The sequence below is a fragment of the Haloarcula salina genome (genome assembly GCF_010119195.1).
In the GTDB taxonomy this organism is placed as follows: Archaea; Halobacteriota; Halobacteria; order Halobacteriales; family Haloarculaceae; genus Haloarcula; species Haloarcula salina.
This window is the reverse complement of sequence record NZ_WRXL01000003.1, coordinates 121,383-141,935: the sequence shown is the minus strand read 5'-3', so window position 1 is coordinate 141,935 and position 20,553 is coordinate 121,383. Positions and strand designations below refer to the sequence as shown.

26 protein-coding genes are annotated in these 20,553 nt (G+C 68.7%); 15 read left to right on the top strand and 11 right to left on the bottom strand.

What is annotated here, in order from left to right:
• The first annotated feature begins 50 nt into the window (after nucleotides 1-50).
• From pspAB to GM656_RS09115, 4 genes are all read left to right on the top strand, one after another.
• Nucleotides 51-668 (top strand): PspA-associated protein PspAB, encoded by a 618-nt coding sequence (pspAB, locus tag GM656_RS09130; protein WP_162413363.1) that lies wholly within the window; start codon nucleotides 51-53, stop codon nucleotides 666-668.
• 1 nt (nucleotide 669) lies between these two features.
• On the top strand, nucleotides 670-1,134 hold the full coding sequence (locus GM656_RS09125) for a hypothetical protein (RefSeq protein WP_174242960.1): 465 nt from the start codon (nucleotides 670-672) through the stop codon (nucleotides 1,132-1,134).
• A gap of 169 nt (nucleotides 1,135-1,303) precedes the next feature.
• Nucleotides 1,304-2,353 carry a DNA repair and recombination protein RadA gene (gene radA / locus GM656_RS09120; RefSeq protein ID WP_162413362.1) on the top strand — a complete coding sequence of 350 codons (1,050 nt, stop codon included), beginning with the start codon at nucleotides 1,304-1,306 and terminating at the stop codon, nucleotides 2,351-2,353.
• Nucleotides 2,354-2,412: 59 nt separating this feature from the next.
• Nucleotides 2,413-3,465: a PAS domain-containing sensor histidine kinase gene (locus GM656_RS09115; protein ID WP_162413361.1), complete on the top strand. Its 1,053-nt coding sequence runs from the start codon at nucleotides 2,413-2,415 to the stop codon at nucleotides 3,463-3,465.
• 442 nt (nucleotides 3,466-3,907) lie between these two features.
• Here GM656_RS09115 and GM656_RS09110 read toward each other — a convergent pair whose 3' ends face one another.
• Nucleotides 3,908-4,960 (bottom strand): aldo/keto reductase, encoded by a 1,053-nt coding sequence (locus GM656_RS09110; RefSeq protein ID WP_162413360.1) that lies wholly within the window; start codon nucleotides 4,958-4,960, stop codon nucleotides 3,908-3,910.
• Between the two features lie 25 nt (nucleotides 4,961-4,985).
• Nucleotides 4,986-6,008, bottom strand: a complete 1,023-nt coding sequence (locus tag GM656_RS09105; RefSeq protein WP_162413359.1) for a CPBP family intramembrane glutamic endopeptidase — start codon at nucleotides 6,006-6,008, stop codon at nucleotides 4,986-4,988.
• A gap of 135 nt (nucleotides 6,009-6,143) precedes the next feature.
• On the opposite strand from GM656_RS09105, the gene GM656_RS09100 reads away from it, so the two are divergent.
• The 5 genes from GM656_RS09100 to GM656_RS09080 all read left to right on the top strand — a co-directional run bounded on the left by GM656_RS09100 (nucleotide 6,144) and on the right by GM656_RS09080 (nucleotide 9,282).
• Nucleotides 6,144-7,046 carry an acyltransferase gene (locus GM656_RS09100; RefSeq protein WP_162413358.1) on the top strand — a complete coding sequence of 301 codons (903 nt, stop codon included), beginning with the start codon at nucleotides 6,144-6,146 and terminating at the stop codon, nucleotides 7,044-7,046.
• A gap of 65 nt (nucleotides 7,047-7,111) precedes the next feature.
• On the top strand, nucleotides 7,112-7,357 hold the full coding sequence (locus tag GM656_RS09095) for a DUF7577 domain-containing protein (RefSeq protein ID WP_162413357.1): 246 nt from the start codon (nucleotides 7,112-7,114) through the stop codon (nucleotides 7,355-7,357).
• A 50-nt stretch (nucleotides 7,358-7,407) separates the two neighbouring features.
• Nucleotides 7,408-8,115, top strand: a complete 708-nt coding sequence (locus GM656_RS09090; protein WP_162413356.1) for an Nmad3 family putative nucleotide modification protein — start codon at nucleotides 7,408-7,410, stop codon at nucleotides 8,113-8,115.
• 73 nt (nucleotides 8,116-8,188) lie between these two features.
• A complete protein-coding gene (locus tag GM656_RS09085; protein WP_162413355.1) occupies nucleotides 8,189-8,875 on the top strand; it encodes an RAD55 family ATPase in 687 nt (228 codons plus the stop codon).
• Nucleotides 8,872-9,282, top strand: a complete 411-nt coding sequence (locus GM656_RS09080) for a hypothetical protein (protein WP_162413354.1) — start codon at nucleotides 8,872-8,874, stop codon at nucleotides 9,280-9,282. The genes GM656_RS09085 and GM656_RS09080 overlap by 4 nt, the downstream gene beginning before the upstream one ends.
• Nucleotides 9,283-9,526: 244 nt before the next feature.
• Here the strand turns inward: GM656_RS09080 and GM656_RS09075 are convergent, their stop codons facing one another.
• Nucleotides 9,527-9,814, bottom strand: coding sequence for a DUF5789 family protein (locus tag GM656_RS09075; RefSeq protein ID WP_162413353.1), 288 nt, complete (start codon nucleotides 9,812-9,814; stop codon nucleotides 9,527-9,529).
• Between the two features lie 146 nt (nucleotides 9,815-9,960).
• Between GM656_RS09075 and GM656_RS09070 the strand changes: the two genes are divergently transcribed.
• The 3 genes from GM656_RS09070 (at nucleotide 9,961) to GM656_RS09065 (ending at nucleotide 11,496) form a co-directional block, all read left to right on the top strand.
• Complete coding sequence (locus GM656_RS09070) at nucleotides 9,961-10,737, top strand: PHP domain-containing protein (protein ID WP_162413352.1); 777 nt, start codon at nucleotides 9,961-9,963, stop codon at nucleotides 10,735-10,737.
• A gap of 54 nt (nucleotides 10,738-10,791) precedes the next feature.
• A complete protein-coding gene (locus tag GM656_RS19080; protein ID WP_174242959.1) occupies nucleotides 10,792-10,956 on the top strand; it encodes a DUF6757 family protein in 165 nt (54 codons plus the stop codon).
• A 72-nt stretch (nucleotides 10,957-11,028) separates the two neighbouring features.
• A complete protein-coding gene (locus tag GM656_RS09065) occupies nucleotides 11,029-11,496 on the top strand; it encodes a cupin domain-containing protein (RefSeq protein ID WP_162413351.1) in 468 nt (155 codons plus the stop codon).
• A 51-nt stretch (nucleotides 11,497-11,547) separates the two neighbouring features.
• Here GM656_RS09065 and GM656_RS09060 read toward each other — a convergent pair whose 3' ends face one another.
• The 6 genes from GM656_RS09060 to GM656_RS09040 form a co-directional block, all read right to left on the bottom strand.
• On the bottom strand, nucleotides 11,548-12,264 hold the full coding sequence (locus GM656_RS09060) for a type 1 glutamine amidotransferase (RefSeq protein ID WP_162413350.1): 717 nt from the start codon (nucleotides 12,262-12,264) through the stop codon (nucleotides 11,548-11,550).
• 223 nt (nucleotides 12,265-12,487) lie between these two features.
• Nucleotides 12,488-12,625, bottom strand: coding sequence for a hypothetical protein (locus GM656_RS19075; RefSeq protein ID WP_174242958.1), 138 nt, complete (start codon nucleotides 12,623-12,625; stop codon nucleotides 12,488-12,490).
• Between the two features lie 73 nt (nucleotides 12,626-12,698).
• Nucleotides 12,699-12,884, bottom strand: a complete 186-nt coding sequence (locus GM656_RS09055; RefSeq protein ID WP_162413349.1) for a hypothetical protein — start codon at nucleotides 12,882-12,884, stop codon at nucleotides 12,699-12,701.
• Nucleotides 12,885-12,890: 6 nt separating this feature from the next.
• Nucleotides 12,891-13,685 (bottom strand): aldo/keto reductase, encoded by a 795-nt coding sequence (locus GM656_RS09050; protein ID WP_162413784.1) that lies wholly within the window; start codon nucleotides 13,683-13,685, stop codon nucleotides 12,891-12,893.
• A gap of 132 nt (nucleotides 13,686-13,817) precedes the next feature.
• Nucleotides 13,818-14,801 carry a Gfo/Idh/MocA family protein gene (locus GM656_RS09045; RefSeq protein ID WP_162413348.1) on the bottom strand — a complete coding sequence of 328 codons (984 nt, stop codon included), beginning with the start codon at nucleotides 14,799-14,801 and terminating at the stop codon, nucleotides 13,818-13,820.
• A gap of 103 nt (nucleotides 14,802-14,904) precedes the next feature.
• A complete protein-coding gene (locus tag GM656_RS09040) occupies nucleotides 14,905-15,192 on the bottom strand; it encodes a DUF7577 domain-containing protein (RefSeq protein ID WP_162413347.1) in 288 nt (95 codons plus the stop codon).
• A 191-nt stretch (nucleotides 15,193-15,383) separates the two neighbouring features.
• Between GM656_RS09040 and GM656_RS09035 the strand changes: the two genes are divergently transcribed.
• On the top strand, nucleotides 15,384-15,818 hold the full coding sequence (locus GM656_RS09035) for a DUF6735 family protein (protein WP_162413346.1): 435 nt from the start codon (nucleotides 15,384-15,386) through the stop codon (nucleotides 15,816-15,818).
• Nucleotides 15,819-15,827: 9 nt separating this feature from the next.
• On the top strand, nucleotides 15,828-16,547 hold the full coding sequence (gene nucS / locus GM656_RS09030) for an endonuclease NucS (RefSeq protein WP_162413345.1): 720 nt from the start codon (nucleotides 15,828-15,830) through the stop codon (nucleotides 16,545-16,547).
• A 40-nt stretch (nucleotides 16,548-16,587) separates the two neighbouring features.
• On the opposite strand, the gene GM656_RS09025 is transcribed toward nucS, so the two are convergent.
• Nucleotides 16,588-16,836 (bottom strand): HalOD1 output domain-containing protein, encoded by a 249-nt coding sequence (locus tag GM656_RS09025; RefSeq protein WP_162413344.1) that lies wholly within the window; start codon nucleotides 16,834-16,836, stop codon nucleotides 16,588-16,590.
• 121 nt (nucleotides 16,837-16,957) lie between these two features.
• On the opposite strand from GM656_RS09025, the gene GM656_RS09020 reads away from it, so the two are divergent.
• Complete coding sequence (locus GM656_RS09020; RefSeq protein WP_162413343.1) at nucleotides 16,958-17,671, top strand: helix-turn-helix domain-containing protein; 714 nt, start codon at nucleotides 16,958-16,960, stop codon at nucleotides 17,669-17,671.
• Between the two features lie 4 nt (nucleotides 17,672-17,675).
• On the opposite strand, the gene mutS is transcribed toward GM656_RS09020, so the two are convergent.
• Nucleotides 17,676-20,489 (bottom strand): DNA mismatch repair protein MutS, encoded by a 2,814-nt coding sequence (gene mutS, locus GM656_RS09015; RefSeq protein ID WP_162413342.1) that lies wholly within the window; start codon nucleotides 20,487-20,489, stop codon nucleotides 17,676-17,678.
• Nucleotides 20,490-20,553: the final 64 nt, after the last annotated feature.

Below are 20,553 nucleotides of genomic sequence, written 5' to 3'. Positions count from 1 at the left end.
GCCGTTCCGAGACGCAAACCACCTTGGTCTCGCGCCCCTACCGTTCTGACATGGGACTGCTCGACGGACTCAAGAGCGTCCTCGGGGTGAAAGCCGAGGCCGACGCGACGCGGGACGCGGACCCCGACGACCTGTTCGGGATGAGCACCGCCTACGTCACGATGGAGGCCGACCTGGGGTACGAACCGACCGGCGAGGCGGCGCTGTGTTTCGCCGACGTGGACAGCACGGACTTCCAGGACGCGATGGACGAGGTGGAGTCGATCCTCGACGCCGGCCGCGTCGAGACGGGCACGCGGGCCACCTTCGAGACCGACGACCACGGCTACCAGTGGGTCGTCCTCCACGACGACGACTTCGAGGACCTCCTCACGTCGATCCACTTCGCCGCCGACACGCTCGTCGAGCGCCGCTACGGGTCGCGCCTGCTCGCGGCGCTGTTCGCCTTCGAGGACTCGCGCTCGGACCAGGTCGTCTACTGGGTCTACTCCTTCCGGCGCGGCGCGTACTACCCGTTCGCGCCCGATCCCCACGACGGCCACGAGCGAAACACCTCGGCGGAGTTCAAGCTCGACAGCAACCTCGGCGACGAACTCACCGTCGAGTCGGACAAGGAGTACTGGTACCCGCTGTGGCCCGACCGCCCCGGCTACCACCCCTGGGAGTGAGGTGACCGACGGCGGCGTCGACGCCTTCGATCACCTCCGGCCCGCCGATGACGACGACCGCACCGGCGGTGGCGTCAGCGACGGCATTTACCGTGTCGTCGGCACCGGCGCGGAGCGCGTGACGCTGCTTCGCGTCGCGGACGCCGACGGCCGCCGGGGGCACACCGGCGAGGTCGTGACGGTCTCCCGCGACGCCCTCGCCGCCTTCGCGCCCACCGAGAACCCGGACGCTGACCCGTCTGTCGTTGAACGGGCCGCTACGCGGCTCGACGGCGTCCGCTGGTCGCTGCGACTGTTGTGGCGGGCCGTCGCCGCTCGGCCCCTCGCAGGCGGGACCGCCGTTGCGCTCGTTCTCGTGGGAGCGTTCGGAGCGGGGCGAGTCCCGCTCCCCGATGCGGCGATGAGCGCACTCGTCGTCGCGGGTGGGCTCGCGCTCGCGTATCTCGCTCACCGCGGCCCATCCTGAATCTCACCTCGCCCCATCCTGCATCTCCCCTCGTTGCGGAGCCAGTCGGCCGCGCCTTCCCACCTAAAGCTCCCGATTCCCCTTCGACCGACACCGTTCACGTCCGGCAGTTTCACTTTCACTCTACTGTTAACGAGGCTTTATACCCCCGGACGCACAAGCCACGTCCATGTCCGCAAGCGAGGACCTCGAAGAGCTGCCGGGCGTCGGTCCGGCCACAGCAGAGAAACTCAAAGAGAACGGGTTCGACTCCTACCAGGGCATCGCCGTCGCCTCCCCCGGCGAGCTGTCCAACACGGCCGACATCGGCGAGTCGTCGGCCGCCGACATCATCAACGCCGCCCGCGAGGCCGCCGACATCGGCGGTTTCGAGACCGGGTCGGCGGTGCTGGAGCGCCGCGAGCAGATCGGCAAGCTCACCTGGGGCGTCGACGAGATCGACGACCTGCTCGGCGGCGGCGTCGAGACCCAGTCCATCACCGAGGTGTACGGCGAGTTCGGGGCCGGCAAGTCCCAGGTAACGCACCAGCTCGCCGTCAACGTCCAGCTCCCGGCCGAGCACGGCGGACTGGAGGGCAGCGCCATCTTCGTCGACTCCGAGGACACGTTCCGCCCCGAGCGGATCGAGCAGATGGTAAAGGGGCTCGAAGACGAGGTCATCGCCGACACGATGGCCCTCCACGGAATCGTCGAGGAGGACGAAGACGCCGACCCGACCGACGAGACCCTGCTCGACGACCTCGTCGCCTCCGTGCTGGAGAAGATCCACGTCGCGAAGGCGTTCAACTCCAACCACCAGATCCTGCTGGCCGAGAAGGCCCAGGAGATCGCCAGCGAGAGCCAGGACGAGGAGTTCCCCGTCCGCCTGCTCGCCGTCGACTCGCTCACCGCGCACTTCCGCGCCGAGTACGTCGGCCGCGGCGAACTGGCCGACCGCCAGCAGAAGCTCAACAAGCACCTCCACGACCTGATGCGCGTCGGCGACCTCAACAACACCGCCGTCGTCGTCACGAACCAGGTCGCCTCCAACCCCGACTCGTTCTTCGGTGACCCGACCCAGCCCATCGGCGGGAACATCCTCGGCCACACCTCGACGTTCCGCATCTACCTCCGCAAGTCGAAGGGCAACAAGCGCATCGTCAAACTGGTCGACGCGCCGAACCTCCCTGACGGCGAGGGCGTCATGCGCGTCGAAGGTGAAGGCCTGAAAGACGAGTAGCCGCTGTCACCGTCGGATCTACCGGACGCTTTTAGCGGTCTCGGACCCTAGGATCCCCCGTGACTGACGATCTCCCGGATCGAACGCGCCTCGCCGAGGCGGTTTTCGACGAACACCCCGACCAGATCGCAGTCATCGACACCGACGGCGTCATCCAGGCGACGAACCGCGCGTGGGAGACGTTCGGCATCGAGAACGGCGCACAGATCGGCTCCGACATGGTCGGCGAGAACTATCTCACGGTCTGTCGGACCGGCGACGACGAACTCGGGACCCGGGCCGCCGACGGGATCGAGGCCGTGATCGAGGGCGAGCAGTCGACGTTCTCCCTCGAGTACCCCTGTCACGCTCCCGAGGAAGAGCGCTGGTTCACGATGCGGGTCAGGGAGTTCGAGTTCGACGGCGACCCGCTGGTGCTCGTCGTCCACGCCGACATCACCGACCGGTTCCTGGCCGAACAGGCGGTCTCGGAGCGCAACGACCTGCTGGAACTGGTCACCGGTATCCTCAGCCACGATCTGCGCAACCCGCTGTCGGTGGCGCTGGCGCGCAACGAGATGCTCGCGAGCGACGACGACGGACACGTCGGCGCGGTCGAACGGTCGCTCGAACGCATGAACGACATCATCGACGACGCGTTGCTCATCGCTCGCGAGACCGACGTAGTGGCGGTCGAACGGCTCGATCTGGGCGACGCCGCTCGGGAGGCCTGGTCGCACGTGCGGACCGACGGCGGCGAACTCCACGCGCCGACGGACGCGTCGATCGCGGCGGACAGGACGCTCCTGTTGCAGCTCTTCGAGAACCTCTTTCGCAACAGCATCGAGCACGGCACGCCCGACGGCGCGGACGGCGATACCGAGACGGCCGTCACGCTGACCGTCGAGGTGGGCGACGACGGGTTCAGCGTCGCCGACGACGGGCCCGGAATCCCGGCGGACCAGCGCGAGCAGGTCTTCGAAGCCGGCTTCACGACCGACAGCGGCGGCTCCGGACTGGGGCTGCTCATCGTTCGCGAGATCGCCACCGCCCACGGATGGGAGATCGACGTGACCGACGGCCCCGACGGCGGCGCGATGTTCGTCGTCTCCGGCGTGACCGTCTACGACTGACGCCACGGCGGCGCGGACGCGTCCGGGTCGGCCGGTCGACGCCGGTGTGTCCGTGCTCCGCGGCCAGGTCATGCGAACTGCTCCCGAGACCCGAACCCCTTCGTTTCACCTCGAACCCGCCGCCGTCTGGCGTCTTGCGAGTGTCTGACGGGGCGGAGTGAAAGTGAACTGTCGTACGACGAATCGCCCGACAGCGGTCGATCTCCTGTCGAAAGGGAGGGGTGGCGGTGAACAATCGAGGGATCGGAGTTCGATAGGCCGCGTCGTCGAGGGCTATAGTAACAATTGAAACGATTTACACACCGATCGCACTGCCGTCGTGCGATCGGGTGTGCATTGACTTTCAATGGCCACTATAGCGTGTCAACTGGAACGGTGGGGTGAGTGTCACGACGGCGTCGAGAATACGCTGGCGACGTGAGCGGTCGCCGCTGAGGGCCGTTCAGTCGCCGGCGGACTTCATGCCGGTGTCTTCGAGGTCCGCGCCGCCGACCGACGAGCGAAGGGCGTCCATCCCGTCGTCGCGGTCGACGCCGAAGTTGTCGGCGTACAGGTCCTGCACGCGCTCGTACTCCTCGTCGCTGAGCGGCGGGGTGTCGGGCGCGCCGGCCCACTCGTCGATGTCGGCGGTCGTCCGGAACGTCGGCGTGACCGACGCGACTTCGTCGTGGGCGAGGAGCCACTGAATGGCGGCCTGGCCCATCGTCCGCGCGCCGTCTCGTTCTAAGAATCGAATCGACTCCACCTTCTCCCAGCCCGTCTCGTACCACTCGGTCGGCCGGTGGGCGCGGTGGTCGCCCTCGCCGAGTTCGGTGTCCGGGGTGACCTGCTCGTTCAGCAGGCCCGAGGAGTGGGGGACGCGGGCGATGACCGACGTGTCGGCGCTCCGATCGCGGATGGTGTCGACGAAGTGCTGGCCGGGGGTCTGCTCGAAGAGATTGAACACGGTCTGGAGCGCGTCGAACTCCTCGGCGACCGCGGCGTCGCCCTCGGCGAGCCAGCCGATGGAGGGGCCCAGCGCCCAGCCGATGGCCTCGACCTTGCCCTCCTCGCGGAGTTCGTCGAGGGCCTCCAGCACGTCCTCGTCGACCTCGTCGACGTTCGCGTTGTGGAGCATCAGCAGCTCGACGTGGTCCATGCCGAGGCGGTCGAGCGAGCGGTCGAGCGCGGTGTGGATCCACTCGGGCGTGATCTTCTTCGGGAGTTCGCCGTGGCCGGCCTGGGGGTTGTTGTAGAAGTCGTAGCCGATCTTCGTCGAGACCGTCACCTCGTCGCGGTGCTCGGCGAGCGCCTCGCCGATGATCTCCTCGCTGTCGCCGTGGCCGTACACGTCCCCGGTGTCGAAGAAGGTCACGTCCTCGTCGAGGGCGTGCTGGACCATCTCGACCGCGTCCTCGCGGGTGCGGTCGCCCCACCAGTCGGTGCCGACGACCCACGCGCCGAAGCCGACTTCCGAGACCTCGACGCCGGAGTTCCCGAGCGTATCGTACTTCATACATCGCCGTTGTGGCCACGGAAACTTATCCGTCGCGGTTCCCGGGGCGCTCGCGGCGCACCCGGAGATTCGGCACCGCCACCGACTCCAGCAGGTCGACGCGGCCGTACTCTCGGCGGACCCACCAGTACAGCGCGGCCCCGCCGACGACCAGCAGCGGGAGCGCGACGAGGCCCCCCTCCGGACCGAAGTTCCCGCCGGTCAGCAGCGCCGGTCCGGTCTGTTCGGTCGAGAAGAGCCTGACGCCCATGCGGATGCCGCTGACCGGGAGGCCAAGCAGGGCGAGCGTGTAGTTCCAGGCGACGTGGAAGCCGCTGGCGACGCCGAGCCGTCCGGTCAGGACGTAACACGCCCCGAGCAGGAGGCCGTACAGCGTGATGTTGGTCACGCTGAGCAGCGACGCGCTCGGGTTCGTCCAGTGGAGCACGCCGAACAGCGCCCCGGTCAGCCCCACTGCGGCGAGGACGGCGCGTTGCCGCCCGACCCAGCCGGCGAGCCCCTCGGCGGCGTTCGTCAGGAGGTAGCCGCGGACGATGACCTCCTCCGCGGTCGCCTGCACCAGGAAGAACGCGCCGAGGACAAACAGGGCCGCGACCGGGCCGAACGCCGTCAGCGGGAGCGGACCGCCGGCGACGGTGGCGAGGCCGACGCTGACCCGGGCGGCGCCGGCGGCCACCTCGATCAGCAGGACTGCCGTCGGTAGGCCGGCACCCAGCGCCAGGCCGAAGGCGGCGTCGCGCCACCACTGGCGGTCGAATTCCAGCCCGTAGTCCGCGAGCGTCCGGCGATCGAGCAGGTAGCCGACGCCGACCGCCAGCGCGGTCGCCCCGGCGAGGAGCCCGATCTGTCGGCCCACCACGGCGACCGCCGCGTCGCTCCCGAGGGGCGGCCAGACGGCGGCGAGCGCCCAGACGAACCCGGAGAGGAGGACGACCCCGAACCCGGCGACGGCCGTCCAGACGGTGACGCGCCACGGCGCTCGCAGTCGGTGCTCGTCGGGGTTGACCATGTAGCGCCGCACCTCGATGAGGAAGTCCGACCTGCCCATGTCGTGGCCTGGGACGGCGGCGGCTTATACTGTTGGCTCTCAGAGGATGTGACAAGATGTGTCGTACCGTCGGCGTTACCGGGTTTCGAACGCGTAACGGAAACCCCTATCTGCCCGCGAGGCCACGTACCGGACATGACGAAGCGCCACGTGTCGCTGCCACCGCTCGCCGAAGAGGGGCTCCGGGCGTTCATCGACGAGGTCGACGAGCGCCTCTCCGGTGACGAGGACACCTGCGACGTGGTCACCGACGTGCTCATCGACCTACACGGTGATCGGGAGGCCTACGAGCGCTGGCAGGACGGCGCGGACATCTCGCCGGCCGAGCGGGTCCGACTCCAGGGGTACGACCCCTGTAACACCACGCTCGAGAGCGAGTACTACGCCGAGAAAGACGAGGAACGGTTCAAGCGCTCGAAGCACCTCCAGTGGCTCTGGCGGCAGTTCGACGCGACGCCGATGGCCGACAACGTGGAGTTCGCGCTTCGGTTCCGGCGGATGCTCGCCGACCACCTCTTCGACTCCTGTGGCGAGGGCTGTCGCTTCTTCAAGGGCATCTCGTTCACCTACGGGCACAACATCGAGGTCGGCGACAACGTCGTCGTCCACGACGACGTGCACCTAGACGACCGCGGGAAGCTCACCATCGGCGACCGCGTCTCCATCTCCGACGACACACACATCTACAGCCACGACCACGACGCCGTCGACCAGACCCACGTCGACAACTACCACACCATCGTCGAGGACGACGTGCGCCTGACCTACGACTCGATGGTCCGGGCCGGCGTGAAGGTCGGCGAGAACGCCATCCTCGCGGCGAAATCCATCGCCGGCAAGGACGTTCCCGCCCACCACATCGCCGCCGGCACGCCGGCGAAGTCCCTCGCGGTCAAAGAGGGCTGGGAGTCCGTCGCCGACCCGCTCGACGGTGCGAACGCCGATCGCCGCGCCGAGCGCAAACTGGAATACGACCTCCCCGACGACCTCGAACCGTTCGACGAGTTCCAGCGCGACCGCTCCCCGCCGGAGCGGTAACGTCGAGTATCAGTCCTGATTCTCCGCCCAGTACAGCGAAGTACCTGCTTTCGAAAGCGGGAGGCATGAACGTGTGGATCTGGCTCGCCGTCTACCTCGTCGTCCTCGCCGCGCTCCAGGTCGGGCTGTATCGGTACTTCAGGGGTCGGTCCCCCGCGCCGGAGCCGACGCCACAGCGCACGTCGAACGCTCGGCCGGGTTTCGAGGGGCCGTCGTCGCGCTCCGGGGTTCCCTGCGGGGAGTGCGGGACCGTCAACGACGCGCACTCGACGGTCCGGTACTGCCGGGCCTGTGTCGCCGAACTTCGATAGCCGGCGTCGGACGTCGTCAGCCATTTCTCCGCCGCGACCGAACGCCAGGCATGCGCGGCGTCGCCATCAACGTCGGAGCCAACACCAACGAACCGGGCTTTCGCGGCCCGGTGTACCCCGACGGCACGTTCGAGTACATCCCGATTCCCGAGTCGAAACCAACGAACGACCCCGTCCCGACGTACGGCGACCTCGACCTGACGACTGACGTGTCGGCGGTGGCCGACCGGCCGGTCCACTTCGACCCGGAGTTCCCGGAGGCCGGGGGCGAGCGCTACACGTACGGCGACGACCACGGCGTGAAGGCCGGCCCGCTCTCGGAGCTCTCGGCCGGTGACTCCCTCTTCTTCTACGCGACGCTTTCGACCGCCGGCGACGCGCCGGCCTGGGCCTCGCCGGAGTGGGGCGCGTACGTCATCGGCCACTTCCGCCTCGCCCGCGACGCGGTGACCGGCGAGGAGTACCGGTCGCTTCCCGACGCCGAGCGGGCGGCGTTCGCGTCGAACGCCCACGTCAAGCGCGACCCGTTCGACGCCCGCGTTCTCATCAGCGGGAGCGAGGACGGCTCGCGGCTGTACGAGACGGTCGTCCCGCTGTCGGAGCCGAGCGGGGGAACGGACGCCAACGCGCTGGTCACCGACCTGTCCTCGGACTCGGGGAAGGGACCGTGGTGGCGGCGGCCGATGCGGTTCGACGAGGCCGGAACGGAGCGACTGCTCGCACTCGCCGACGCCGGGCCGGACGCTGTCGACCTGTGAGCGGGCCGAATGAGTTATCACGGCTGAAAACAGAAGGTGAAAGCATATGTCCAGACGGACACAGGTGGCTGATATGCGTCTCTCTAGCGGGGTTCCCGGCTTCGACGATCTCATTGAGGGGGGGCTTCTCCCGAACCGACTCTACGTCATCAGCGGGCCGCCGGGTAGCGGCAAGACGACGTTCTGCTCGCAGTTCATCACGCAGGGCGTCAAGGAGGGCGAAACCTGCCTCTACGTGACGATGCACGAGACGAAATCGGAACTCATGCAGGACATGGCCGGCTACGACTTCGGCTTCGACCGGGCGATGCAGTCCGACGCCATCCAGTTTCTGAACCTCGTCACCGAGAGCGGCAAACGAACCATCACGCAGTTCGGCAGCGAGGGCGGGCTGACCAACCGACTCGTGGCGTACATCCGCCAGAACGACATCCAGCGGGTGGTCATCGACTCGACGATGCTCCTCCAGCACTTCATGAACAACGTCGACGACGAGATCACCGGCTTTCTCTCCGCGCTGAAACAGACCGACGCGACGACCCTGCTCATCTCAGAGATGACCGACCCGTCGTCGTACAGCGACGAGCACTACCTGGCCCACGGCGTCGTCTTCTTCCACAACTTCCTGGAGGGCGGGAGCATGACCCGCGGCGTCCAGGTCATCAAGATGCGGGGCACCGCCATCGACTGCGACATCCGCGAGATCTCCTTCTCCGACAGCGGACTGCAGGTCCACGCCGACCGCAAAGTGGAGACATGAGCCTCTACGAGCGCGAGTTCGACACCGGATGGGACGCCCTCGACAAGGACGAGGCCACCGATCGGGCCTACGCCATCGGCGTCGCCGAGCGCCTCGGCGAGTTCAACCGCGAGGAGCTGGAGGCCATCTACGCCGAGATGAACTCCGCGTACCACAAGAGCATGGTCGAACTCGCGTACGACGAGGGGCGAAACGAGGCCAAGCGGGCGGCGGAGACGACCAGCGCCGACCGCGAGGCCCTCTGGAACGACCTGGTCACCGGCGAGACGGTCTACGTCGACGAGGACGACGTGCCGACGGGCGGCCGCGACGGCCTGCCGTCGGCCCTCGAGAAGTCGGAACTGCTCGACCGGCAGTCCGTCGACAGCACCGAGACCGTCGACCGCCCGGACTTTTTGGAGCGGTAGCCGCGCCGGACGCCGAGGCGCGAACCCGCGTGCTGGACGGCGGGACGACACGGCGCGCCGGTCGCGTCGCTCGGAGGCGTGGAAAAACGAGTGAAGACGGTGTGATCCGTCCAGAGCTGGGACCGCGCGAAGGCGCGGTCGAGGATGACTGCACGGCGCGAGGCCGGCAGTCGAACCGCCGTTGGAACCCACGGAGGTCGCCGAGAGCGCGTGGCAGGGCACGCCCCCGGTCGCGGTCAGGGACTCAGAACGAGACCTGCTCGGGCCCGTCCTCGCCCATGCAGATGGGGTCGCGGTCGGAGTAGCCCTTGCGGCCGATGGCCTTGCTCGAAACGCCCGAGAACGCCGCGAACTCGGCGTCTTCGGCGCTCTCGAAGGTCTCTGGGGCCGAGCGGCTGAGCGCCTCGCCCAGGCTCTCGGTGCCGTTCGGGAGCTCCAGTTCGATGTCGCCGTCCTTGTCGATGATCTCCTCGGCGGCGACCGGGTAGTCGTACGATTGGAACGCGTCGGTTGCGTCAGTCAGCATTCGCATATCAGTGGAAATGTAATGGTCGATAATAAACTCTAACTATTTATGATTATAATGAATCCTAGTGCGTATAAGGGACGAGGGGTGCGTGTGGACACGCGACGTGATCGCGGCCGAAACGCCTTCCGTCTGGGCGGTCAGGTGACGGTATGGTCGTCGCTGATCTCCACGTACACACCACGCGGTCGGACGGGACGCTGACGCTCGACGCCTTGCCTCGGGCCGCGAAACGGGCGGGCGTCGAAGCCGTCGCCGTCACCGACCACGACCGCCTCCAGCCAGGGCTGGACGGCCCGGTCAGTCGGCGGGACGGCGTGACCGTCGTCCACGGCGTCGAGCTTCGCGTGGACGCAGGCGACCAGCGTCTGGACCTGCTCGGCTACGGCGTCGACCCGACGGACGATCTCCGGGCGGTCTGTGCGCGCATCCAGCGGAACCGCCGCGAGCGCGGCGCGCGTATCATCGACAACGTCGAGGACCGCCTCGGCGTGTCGCTGCCGGTCGAGCCGCGGGACGGCCTCGGCCGCCCCCATATCGCCCGCGCCATCGCCGAGGCGACCGAGTACGGCTATCAGGAGGCCTTCGACGACCTCATCGGCGCGGACTGCCCCTGCTACGTGCCTCGGGAGGTCCCCGATTTCGAACGCGGGGCGAGCGTCCTCGCCGACGCCTGCGGGCTCGTCGGGCTCGCGCACCCGTTTCGCTACCCCGACACCGAGGCCGCCCTCGCCCGCTGTGACGCCCTCGACGCCGTCGAGCGATGGTACCCCTACGGCCGCGCGGTCGACACCTCGCTGCTCGACGACGCGATCGACCGGTACGACCTCGTCCCGACGGGCGGGAGCGACGCCCACGGCGAGACCGTCGGCGACACCGGCCTCGACGCGAGCGCCTGGGCGCGGGTCGAACGGACCCTCGGCGTCTGACGACCGGCAGACGGAACCCGAGGGTTCAATGTGACGTGGCCCCTCAGTTCAGGTATGCAGTGTCACTACTGCGACCGTGAGGCCGACGTCGCCGTCGAGAGCGACGGCGTCAAAGTCGGAGTGTGCAAGACCCACTTCCGCGAGCAGATGGCGGAACTCGAAGACGCCGACTGGCTCGACGACCTCGAAGAGGAACTCGACATCGACCGGCGAGAGTGACCGCCCCTTTTCGGACGCGCCTGGATTGATTCCGACCAACGATTAACAACGCCGGCGCCGTACGTGTCTGCTATGGAGAGAGTTACCATCGACGCCGTCGAGTCGCGCATGGGGCCCGCGTCGGTCAAGCGCGCGCTGACCGACCCGCTCGAGGCCGACGGGGTCGCGCTGAACTACTACGAACTCGACCCCGGCGAGCGCTTCGGCTTCGGCTATCACCGCCATCCGAACCAGGAGGAGGTGTTCGTCGTCCGGGCCGGCGCGGCGACCTTCGAGACGGAGGACGGCGACGTGCGCGTCGAGGCCGGCGAGGCGATCCGCTTCGCCCCCGGCGAGTGGCAACTCGGACGCAACGACGGGGACGAGCGCGTCGTCGCGCTCGCCATCGGCTCGCCGAAAGAGATGGGCGACACCGAGATGCTCCGCCGCTGTGACGCCTGCGGCGGGCGCACGCACAACCGCGTCGAGATGGCGGACGACCGCGAGGCGCTGCTGACGCGCTGTACCGAATGCGACGCGGAGACGGGACGGTTCACCTGAAAACGGCGAGGCGGCCGGACGGTTCGGAGCGGGTCGGCGACGCGACTCGTCTCAGTCGTCGGCTGCGGCCGAGGCGGTCCCGCTGTCCTCGGCCCGCTGGCGGACGAACTCGGTGAAGTTGTCGAACAGCTGCTTGGCCTCGCAGGCGGCGCGGTAGTTCTCCTCGGTGATGCCGTCGAGCACCGACTCGATGCGCTCGTCGGAGAGCTGGTCGTCTTTCCCCTTCGTCACCATCTCCGCCGTCTCGGGGTCGTACTCGGGGTGGAACTGCACCGAGAAGACGTTCTCCTTGCGGAAGCCGTGGACGCCGTAGTCGTTCGCGGCGAACTGGGTCGCGCCCGGCGGCAGTTCGGCGACGCGGTCCGAGTGGGTCGTGAAGACGGTGAACGACTCGCTGACGCCCATCAGCAGTTCGCTCTCGCCGTCGTGTTCGACGGTCCGGTAGCCGATCTCGTACTCGTCCATCGGCTCGACGGTCCCGCCCAGCGCGTGGGCCAGCAACTGGTGGCCGAAACAGACGCCCAGGAACGGCAGCCCGCGGTCGACGGCGTCGCCGACCCACGATTCGAGGTCGCGAATCCACGGCTCGTCCCAGTAGACCGAGGCCCGCGACCCCGTGACCAGACAGCCGTCGAACGCGACGGTCTCGGGTAGTTCGCGCTCGGTCACGTCGTACTCCACGAGGTCGGCGTCGAGTTCCCGCCGGAAGTTCCGGCGGTTGTCCTCGCCGTCGTGGGCCGCGTTCAACAGGGCGATTCGCGGGCTCATTACCTGTAGCCAAACACTCGATACCTAAAAACGTGCGTCTCGGCGGCAGTACCTGCCGCCCGCTGTGACGCCGCGTGTCGGTCGCGAACACCGATCAGTCCCGACGGCACTCGGAGCGTTCCGGGCCCCACGCGTCGCTCTCGGCTCCTGTCTCGTCGACGGACCGACAGCTGTCTCCTACGAATCAGCAGAACACCATCTCACGCCGCTCGTCGATACGGGGCTATCGTCGGTCCGATTCGGGGTTGTTGGTGCGGCGGTAGGAGCCGACCATCTTCCACAGCGTGTCGTTGATCTCGCCGTCGGCGGTCTCGCTCTCGATCTGCCGGTACAGGTTTTCCGAGACTTCGATACGGGGCATCGAGTGTGTATACCGGCCGGTGGTAAATAAATCTCTGCTGACACGGAATCGAGTAAAACCTTCGAGGCGGCCGTTAGGGGCCGTATAACCATCGTGCACCGTACGAGACGAACCACGCCATCCAGATGCAAAAGACCACGAGCCACGTCCCGTACTGGACCGTCGGGTCGGGAACGATGACGTACGCGACTGCAAGCAGGGCGACGACGGACGCCGCGGCCGCGGCGTCCCGGCGGTCCAGCGCGGGCGGAGAAACCATCTCGACCTACTGCGAGATGCCGTAGGTGTCCTGCGTCCAGTCGTAGACGCCGGTGTCGTAGACCGCTTTCTCGCGGTCGATGGCGTCGATGCGCTCGCGGTCGGCGTCGTCCATGTCCCAGTCGAACAGGTCGAGGTTCTGGCGGACGTGCTCAGGCGAGGAGGACTTCGGCAGGACGACCACGCCGTTCTCGACGGCCCACTTGAGGACGACCTGGGCCGGCGACCGGTCGTATTTCTCGGCGACGTCCTGGACCGTCTCGTCGGCGAACACCTCGGTCCGCGCGAGCGGCGCGGCGGCCTCGACGACGGTGTCGGTGTCGCGGCAGAACTCGACCACCTGGTCCTGGGTGTTCCAGGGGTGGTACTCGATCTGATTGACCGCGATGGGCACGTCGGCGACGTGCTGAGCGGCCCCGAGCTGTGAGGCGCTGAAGTTCGAGACGCCGACGTTGCGGACTTTGCCCTGGTCCTGGAGCGTGGCCATCGCGTCCATCGTCTCCCGGATGGAGACCGCGGGGTTGGGCCAGTGGACGAGATAGAGATCGAGGTAGTCGGTCCCGAGGCGCGACAGCGAGGCCTCGCAGGACTCGACGACGGACTCGTAGTCGAGGTGCTTCGGCAGTACCTTGGAGGTGAGGAACACGTCCTCGCGGTCGTAGTCGGCGAGCGCCTCGCCGATCTCGGCTTCGTTCTTGTAGCCTTCGGCCGTGTCGACGTGCCCGTAGCCGGCGTCGAGGCCGGCTCGGACGGACGATTTGACGGTGTCGCCCGCGATGTCCCACGTCCCGACGCCGGCCATCGGCAGTTCGTCACCGCTCGGCAGTGTCACTGTTGGGGGTGTCACAGTACGTGCCTCACTCGCCGCCGCAAAAACCGTTTCGCGCCGCGTTCGTCCGGACGGCCGGACTCGTCCCCCGTCGTCTGCGCTCGGTTACTCCGAGCCGGCCACGGCGACTGGTTCGCCGCGCTCGGCGCTCTGAGCCAGCGCGTCGATGGCGCGCATGTTCCCGAGCGTCTCCTCGGGGCCGAGCGGCGGGCTCGCCCCGCTCTCGACGGCGTCGGCGAACGCCTGCACCTGGAGCTGGTAGTGGTCGACGGGGTCGAACGTCTCGGTGACCTCGCGGCCGTCCACGCTGTAGGTCAGCGACACGGACTGGTCGTGCTCCGGCCCGAAGCAGTTCGGCGCTTCGAGCCAGCCGTCGTCGGTCTCGACGCGGTAGTAGTCGCGGTCCGGGCCGTCGAAGCCGCTTGAGACCGACGCGACGCTCCCGTCGTCGTAGGACAGCACGCCCGCGAGATTCGTGTCGACGCCCGAATCCCAGGAGTCTCGCGTGTGCGCGAACGCGCGGTCCGGCTCTCCGAGGAAGCCCCGCGCCGCGCTGACGGCGTAACAGCCCACGTCCATCAGGCTCCCCCCGGCGAGGCCCGGGTCCAGCCGGATGTTGTTCGGATTGTCGAGCGGGAACTTGAACGACGCGTCGACGGTGTGTATCTCGCCCAGTTCCTCGTTGACGATCTCTCGCGCGCGCTCCGTGCGCGGATGGAACTGGTACATGAATGCCTCCATCAGTTCGACGCCCTGCTCGGCGCAGTAGTCGAAAACGTCCGCTGCTTCGGCGGCGTCGACCGCTAGCGGCTTCTCACAGAGCACGTGGAGGCCGTGGTCGGCCGCTTCCATGCTCCACTCGGCGTGGAGGCCGTTGGGAAGCGGGTTGTAGACGGCGTCGATGTCCGCCTCGGCGAACATCGTCTCGTAGTCGCCGTAGGCGGACTCGATGCCGAGGTCGTCTGCGACCTGTCTCGCGCGGTCGGCGTCGCGGGAACTGATCGCCGCCACCGTGTGGTCAGACTTCTGGATGCCGGGGATCACGTCTTCGCGTCCGATCTTGGCCGTCGAGATGACTCCGAAGCGCATACGCCCTAACCGCACGCTCCCTGGATAAAACCGTGTCGTCGAGAACGGTCGAATACCTGACGAGAACGTCGGTCGCCGCGGTCGCGGTCCGCGTCTTCGGTGGTCAGTACGGCTGGCTCCGGTCGGTCGGCCGGTTCTGCGGGGACCCACTGGTCAGGTCGGCGACGCACTGCCGGCAGAACTGATAGTCGAGCTCGTTCGACGCGCCGCAGTGGGGGCAACTGATGGCTTCGGTGTCGTCGTCGGTGGCCGTTCCCCGGCGCGCCTCGCCGTCGCTGCTGGCGCTGGTCCCGGCCGGATCGCCGCGGTGGCGGTAGGCGTACAGCATGGTCAGGACGTGGAGCCCGACGAGGAGCGCGATCGCGCCGTAGAGCCACTCGCTCACCATCATATGTGTACGTACGGTGACGTGCTACTTGAGGGTTGTGCCGAGTTACCACGGGACACTAATCTCGGGTCGCACGGACGCGCTCCCCCGGAATCGGTGCGGAGGGTGCGACTTCGAACCGACCGAGCCCAGCGTTGAAATACGGGGCCGCGACCAGACCCTGCCATGTCCGCGAACGCGCTTGGAGGGCCCTGATGGGCCGCCGCACGCTCGTCGCCGTCGCCCGGGCTGACGGCCGCTACGACTGCCGGTACGCCCACTGGGGGGTCGACGCCGACCCGGTCGCGCAGTCCCGCCCGCTCGGAGGCGACTGGACCGGCGCGGCGGTCCTCGACGCGCTCGACGCGACCTACGAGCGACTGGTCGTCCGCGACGAGGCGGTCCGAACCTACGCGGTCTGCTGGCTCGACCCCGGGCTCTCGGACTTCGACGACGTCGCGCTCGCACGCAGCGACGACCTCGAAGCGCTTCGGGACTGGTGGGTCGACCGCAGAGAGGCGGCCGTCCGCGCCGTCGACGCGGGACGGCCTCCCGAACGGGTCCGGACAGACCTGCTCGCGGCGCTCCGGAAGCGGGCGGCGGCCGTCAACCTGCCGGACGACGCGTCCTTTTTACGCGGGGGTCGCTAACCGCCACACGTGACCGCCGTCGAGACGCTGACGTACCCCGACCCCGCCGCCGCCTGCGACCTCGCGTCGCGCAACGCCGAGCGGGGCGCGCTGGTGACGCTCTTTGGCACCTGTACGGTCGAGTACGAGGGGCGGGCGGCCAGTTCGCTGGGTCCGGGGGACCGCCACGTGATGCTCAAGCCCGACGGGGCCGCGCTGGTCCACACCGACGAGGGCCAGCAGCCGGTGAACTGGCAGCCGCCGGGCTGTGACCACAGCGTCACCGTCGACGACGGCACGCTCGTCGTCCGCTCCACGCGGTCGACGCCCGACGAGTCGCTCGAAGTCGCCTTCGAGACGGTCGCCCACGCCGCGGCCTTCGACGTGAGCGACTCCGCGGACCTCGCGCTCACCGGGACCGAGGCCGACCTGAAGGAACGTATCCTCGAAACCCCGGCACTCGTCGAGGAGGGGTTCACGCCGCTGGCGACCGAGCGCGAGACGGCCGCGGGAGCGGTCGACGTCTACGGCGAGGACAGCGAGGGGCGGACGGTCGTCGTCGAACTCAAGCGCCGCCGGGTCGGACCGGACGCCGTCGGCCAACTGGGCCGCTACGTCGAGGCGCTCGAACGCGACTTACACGCCGACAGCGAGGTCCGCGGCGTCCTCGTCGCTCCCTCGGTGACCGACCGGGCGCGCCAATTGCTCGCCCGGAAGGGCCTGGAGTTCGTCGCGGTCGAACCGCCCTGATCCACCGCCGCGTGACTGCCGTTCGTCGACGTCACCACCGTCAGTCCACCGTGACGGTCCTGTCGGTGTGAACGACCACGCGGTGGTCGCAGTAGTCGAAGGCGACGTGCCCGTCGGTGTTCGAATCGACGATACACGCCGTCAGCGCGTCCGGGTTGATGCTGTGCGCCAGCGGCGGGAGTGACCTGATGGGCCGTCCCTCCGCGGCCGCTACCGCCTCGACGATCGCACTGACGACGGACTGGTCGGCCACGCGCGTCGCCGTGACGGATCGAGTGGAGTTGGACACTATTTGTGGCCCCTCGTGTTCCCTTCTCGAACGATTCTAATGGTCCCTGTGGCTAGTATGTTTAATTAATTTTCATGATTCATGCTAGACTATTTTCTGGTATCACTACCTATCGTGTGGTATGACTTCACAGGCCGGTGGCGAGCGGACGGTGGCCCGCGTCGAGTTCGATCTCTCGGGCGGTGAGTTCCCCTTCGTGACGGTCTCCGAGCGGGAGTCGTGTTCCGTGCTGCTGGAGAAGTGCCTCCCGCAGACCGACGGCACGTACGCCGAGTTCTTCTCCATCGACGGCGCTCGGCCCGACCGGCTCACGGCGCGGATCGAAGACGAGGGCCACGGAGCGGCGCGAGTGCTGGGACGGACCGACGACGGTGGCCTGGTCGAGATCGACGTGCGGGACAACTGTCCGATCGTCTCGCTGGCCGACGCCGGCGCTGTGCCACAGGCCGCCCGGAGTGTCGACGGCCGGGGAACCGTCGTGGCGGACGTGCCGCGACAGACGGAGGTCGCGGCGGTCATCGAGTCCTTTCTCGACGACCACCCCGACGCCGACCTCGCGTCGAAACGGCAGTGTGACTCGATCGTCCCGCTGTTCGGCTTCCAGAACTACGCCGCTCTCACCGAGTCGCTGACCGACCGACAGCAGGAGGTGCTCGACGCGGCCCACGAGGCGGGCTACTACCACTGGCCGCGCGAGGCGACGGCCGGAGACCTGGCGACGGTCCTCGACATCTCCGAGCCGACGCTCCACAAGCACCTGCGGGCGGCCGAGCGGAAACTCGTCGCGGCCCTGTTCACCTGCCCGCACGAGGCGTCGCTGGGCGACGACCGCTGACCGGCTACTCGTCGACCCGCTCTTGCAGGGCCGCGAGCGCGTTCATCGCCTCGATCGGCGTCATCGTCGCCACGTCCAGGTCGGCGAGGCGCTCGCGAATCGACTCGCCGTCGCCGCCGGCCCCGTTCGCCCGGACCGTCTCGCCGGTCCGTCCGTTCGTCGCCGCGACCGCCTCCGTCGTTTCGCTCGCGGACTCGGCGTCTCGGTCCGCGTCGTCGGTCTCGTCGCCCACATCTGTCGCGTCCGTCTCTCGCTCGCGGTCGTCCTCCTCAACGGCTGCCACATCGGCCTCGGCGTCGGTCAGGAGCGCCCGCGATCGCTCGACGACGGGATCGGGTACGCCCGCCATGTCGGCGACCTCGACGCCGTATGAGGCCGCCGCCGGGCCGGGGACGAGTTCGTGGTCGAACGCCACGTCGCCGTCCTCGCGGCTGGTCTCGAAGTGGCGGTTCGTCGCGCCGGGCAGGTCGGCCGCGACGGCGGTCAGGTCGTGGTGGTGGGTCGCGAACAGCGTGTACGCGCCCACCTCGTCGTGGAGGTGCTCCGTCACGGCGCGGGCAATCGCAAGTCCGTCGGCAGTCGACGTGCCGCGGCCAACCTCGTCGAGCAGGACCAGCGAGTCGGCCGTCGCTTCGTCGAGGATCGTCGCCAGTTCGGTCATCTCGATCATGAACGTCGAGCGGCCGCCGGCGATGTCGTCGCTGGCCCCGACGCGGGTGAACACGCGGTCGAGGATCGGGAGGTCGGCCGCCGCGGCCGGGACGAAGCTCCCGGCCTGCGCGAGCAGACAGAGCAGGGCGACCTGCCGCATGTACGTCGACTTCCCGCTCATGTTCGGGCCGGTCACGACGGCGAAGAAGGGCTCGAACTCGCCGTCGTCGCCGCTGTCGGCCGTCTGGCCCTCGGCCCCGTCAGCGACCGGCCCGCTCCCGAGGTGCGTGTCGTTGGGAACGAAGGCGTCCTGGGTCCGCTCGACGACCGGGTGGCGGCCGGCGGTGACGTCGATGCCGTCGCTCCCGACGGTCGGCCGGCAGTAGTCGTACTGCGCCGCGACCGCGGCGAACGAGACCAGCACGTCGAGGCGGGCGAGGCGGTCCGCGAGCGCCTGCACCCGCTCGGCCTCCCCGGCCACCTCGTCGCGGACCGCACAGAACAGGTCGTACTCCAGGTCGTCGGCCTCGCTCTCGGCGCGCAGGATCTCCTCCTCGCGTTCCTTGAGTTCCGGCGTGTAGTAGCGCTCGCTGTTCTTCAGCGTCTGGCGGCGCTGGTAGTCCTCGGGCACGGCGTCGAGGTTGGCGTTGGTCACCTCGATGTAGTAGCCGTGGACGGACGTGTGGCCGACCTTCAGCGAGTCGATACCGGTCCGCTCGCGCTCGCTCGCCTCCAGGTCGTCGATCCAGGCCTTGCCCGACCGCTCCGTCGACCGGAGGTCGTCGAGTTCCTCGTCGTAGCCCTCGCGAATGACGCCGCCCTCGGTCACCTCCTGTGGCGGGTCCGGCCGGATCGCCGCCTCGATCTCCTCGCGGACTTCGGTGAGCGGGTCGAGCGTCGCGTGCAGGTCCGCGAGCAGGCGCGCGTCGGCGTCGGAAAGCGCGTCCCGGACCTCGGGCACGACGGCGAGCGTCGACGCCAGCGACCGGAGGTCCCGCGCGTTCGCCCGGCCCCGCGAGACGCGCGAGACGAGCCGTTCGAGGTCGTACACCTCAGACAGCAGGGCCGACAGCTCCTCCCGGCGCGCGGGGTCGCGCTGGAGTTCTGCGACCGCGCCGTGGCGCGCCTCGATGCGGTCGGCGTCGAGCAGCGGGCGACGGAGCCAGTCGGTCAGCTTCCGCCGACCCAGCGCGCAGGCCGTCTCGTCGACGGTGTCGACGAGCGTGCGGTTCTCGTGGCCGCGCACCGACCGGCGCTCGAACAGTTCGAGGCTCTCGACGGCCACCGCGTCGAGCAGCATGTACTCCCGCGGGTCGTAGCGCGTGAGGTGATTGAGGTAGTCGAGCGTCCCCGCCGGGTCCACGTCGGGGTCGACCGGTTCGCCGTCGGGACCGACCGCGCCCGCGCTGCCGCGCGTGTACTCGGCGTAGGCCAGTAGCGCGCCGCAGGCCCGGACCTCGGCGTCGCCGGCGAGCAGGCGCTCGGGCGGCCCGAAGTACTGCTCGACGCGCTCGTCCGCCCGCTCGCGGTCGAAAGCCGAGTCCTCGTAGCGCGTCACGAGACACGCCGGCCCGAAGACGGCGTCGCGGTCCACGTCCACGTCGGGCCCGACGATGGCCTCCGCCGGCCCGAACCGACTGAGTTCGTCCGCGACGGCGGTCTCCGAGGCGACGCTCGTGGCGTAGCAGTCGCCGGTCGACACGTCGAGCAGCGCCAGGCCGTAGCGCTCGCCGGCGGTGAGCGCCGCGACGTAGTTGTTGTCCGCGCCGCCGAGCAGTTCGCTCTCGGTGAGCGTCCCCGGCGTGACGATGCGGGTCACCGCCCGCTCGACGACGCCGCTGACCTCGTCGGGGTCCTCGACCTGGTCGGCGATGGCGACCCGGTAGCCCGCGTCCAGCAGCGTCTCGACGTAGGACTCGGCGTTGTCGATGGGGATGCCCGCCATCGGGTACTCGCCGGTCGAGTCCTCCCGTTTGGTCAGCGTGATCTCACACAGTCGGGCGACCCGCTCGGCGGCCCCGCAGAACGCCTCGTAGAAGTCCCCGACCTGAAAGAGGACCAGCGCCTCGTCGTAGCGCCGACACAGCTCGTAGTACTGCGCCATCATCGGCGTCAGTTCACCCTCCAGCTCGGCCATCTTCGCTGGCGGGCCAAGCGCAGCGTCCATAGCCGTGGCCAGCACCTCGGCCCTCATAGGCGCTCCGCTCCCTCTCGTTGGCGGTGTTCACCGT

What these genes read in the sequence shown, in the direction of transcription:
- GM656_RS09020 (WP_162413343.1), top strand. Translation starts at nt 16,958, where the DNA reads ATGACTTCACAGGCCGGTGGCGAGCGGACGGTGGCCCGCGTCGAGTTC.
- GM656_RS09050 (WP_162413784.1), bottom strand. Translation starts at nt 13,685, where the DNA reads ATGGCCGGCGTCGGGACGTGGGACATCGCGGGCGACACCGTCAAATCG.
- GM656_RS09105 (WP_162413359.1), bottom strand. Translation starts at nt 6,008, where the DNA reads ATGGGCAGGTCGGACTTCCTCATCGAGGTGCGGCGCTACATGGTCAAC.
- GM656_RS09080 (WP_162413354.1), top strand. Translation starts at nt 8,872, where the DNA reads ATGAGCCTCTACGAGCGCGAGTTCGACACCGGATGGGACGCCCTCGAC.
- radA (WP_162413362.1), top strand. Translation starts at nt 1,304, where the DNA reads ATGTCCGCAAGCGAGGACCTCGAAGAGCTGCCGGGCGTCGGTCCGGCC.
- GM656_RS09045 (WP_162413348.1), bottom strand. Translation starts at nt 14,801, where the DNA reads ATGCGCTTCGGAGTCATCTCGACGGCCAAGATCGGACGCGAAGACGTG.
- GM656_RS09090 (WP_162413356.1), top strand. Translation starts at nt 7,408, where the DNA reads ATGCGCGGCGTCGCCATCAACGTCGGAGCCAACACCAACGAACCGGGC.
- GM656_RS09075 (WP_162413353.1), bottom strand. Translation starts at nt 9,814, where the DNA reads ATGCGAATGCTGACTGACGCAACCGACGCGTTCCAATCGTACGACTAC.
- GM656_RS09070 (WP_162413352.1), top strand. Translation starts at nt 9,961, where the DNA reads ATGGTCGTCGCTGATCTCCACGTACACACCACGCGGTCGGACGGGACG.
- GM656_RS09060 (WP_162413350.1), bottom strand. Translation starts at nt 12,264, where the DNA reads ATGAGCCCGCGAATCGCCCTGTTGAACGCGGCCCACGACGGCGAGGAC.
- mutS (WP_162413342.1), bottom strand. Translation starts at nt 20,489, where the DNA reads ATGGACGCTGCGCTTGGCCCGCCAGCGAAGATGGCCGAGCTGGAGGGT.
- pspAB (WP_162413363.1), top strand. Translation starts at nt 51, where the DNA reads ATGGGACTGCTCGACGGACTCAAGAGCGTCCTCGGGGTGAAAGCCGAG.
- GM656_RS09065 (WP_162413351.1), top strand. Translation starts at nt 11,029, where the DNA reads ATGGAGAGAGTTACCATCGACGCCGTCGAGTCGCGCATGGGGCCCGCG.
- GM656_RS19080 (WP_174242959.1), top strand. Translation starts at nt 10,792, where the DNA reads ATGCAGTGTCACTACTGCGACCGTGAGGCCGACGTCGCCGTCGAGAGC.
- GM656_RS09055 (WP_162413349.1), bottom strand. Translation starts at nt 12,884, where the DNA reads ATGGTTTCTCCGCCCGCGCTGGACCGCCGGGACGCCGCGGCCGCGGCG.
- GM656_RS09085 (WP_162413355.1), top strand. Translation starts at nt 8,189, where the DNA reads ATGCGTCTCTCTAGCGGGGTTCCCGGCTTCGACGATCTCATTGAGGGG.
- GM656_RS09040 (WP_162413347.1), bottom strand. Translation starts at nt 15,192, where the DNA reads ATGATGGTGAGCGAGTGGCTCTACGGCGCGATCGCGCTCCTCGTCGGG.
- GM656_RS09095 (WP_162413357.1), top strand. Translation starts at nt 7,112, where the DNA reads ATGAACGTGTGGATCTGGCTCGCCGTCTACCTCGTCGTCCTCGCCGCG.
- GM656_RS19075 (WP_174242958.1), bottom strand. Translation starts at nt 12,625, where the DNA reads ATGCCCCGTATCGAAGTCTCGGAAAACCTGTACCGGCAGATCGAGAGC.
- GM656_RS09110 (WP_162413360.1), bottom strand. Translation starts at nt 4,960, where the DNA reads ATGAAGTACGATACGCTCGGGAACTCCGGCGTCGAGGTCTCGGAAGTC.
- GM656_RS09035 (WP_162413346.1), top strand. Translation starts at nt 15,384, where the DNA reads ATGGGCCGCCGCACGCTCGTCGCCGTCGCCCGGGCTGACGGCCGCTAC.
- GM656_RS09100 (WP_162413358.1), top strand. Translation starts at nt 6,144, where the DNA reads ATGACGAAGCGCCACGTGTCGCTGCCACCGCTCGCCGAAGAGGGGCTC.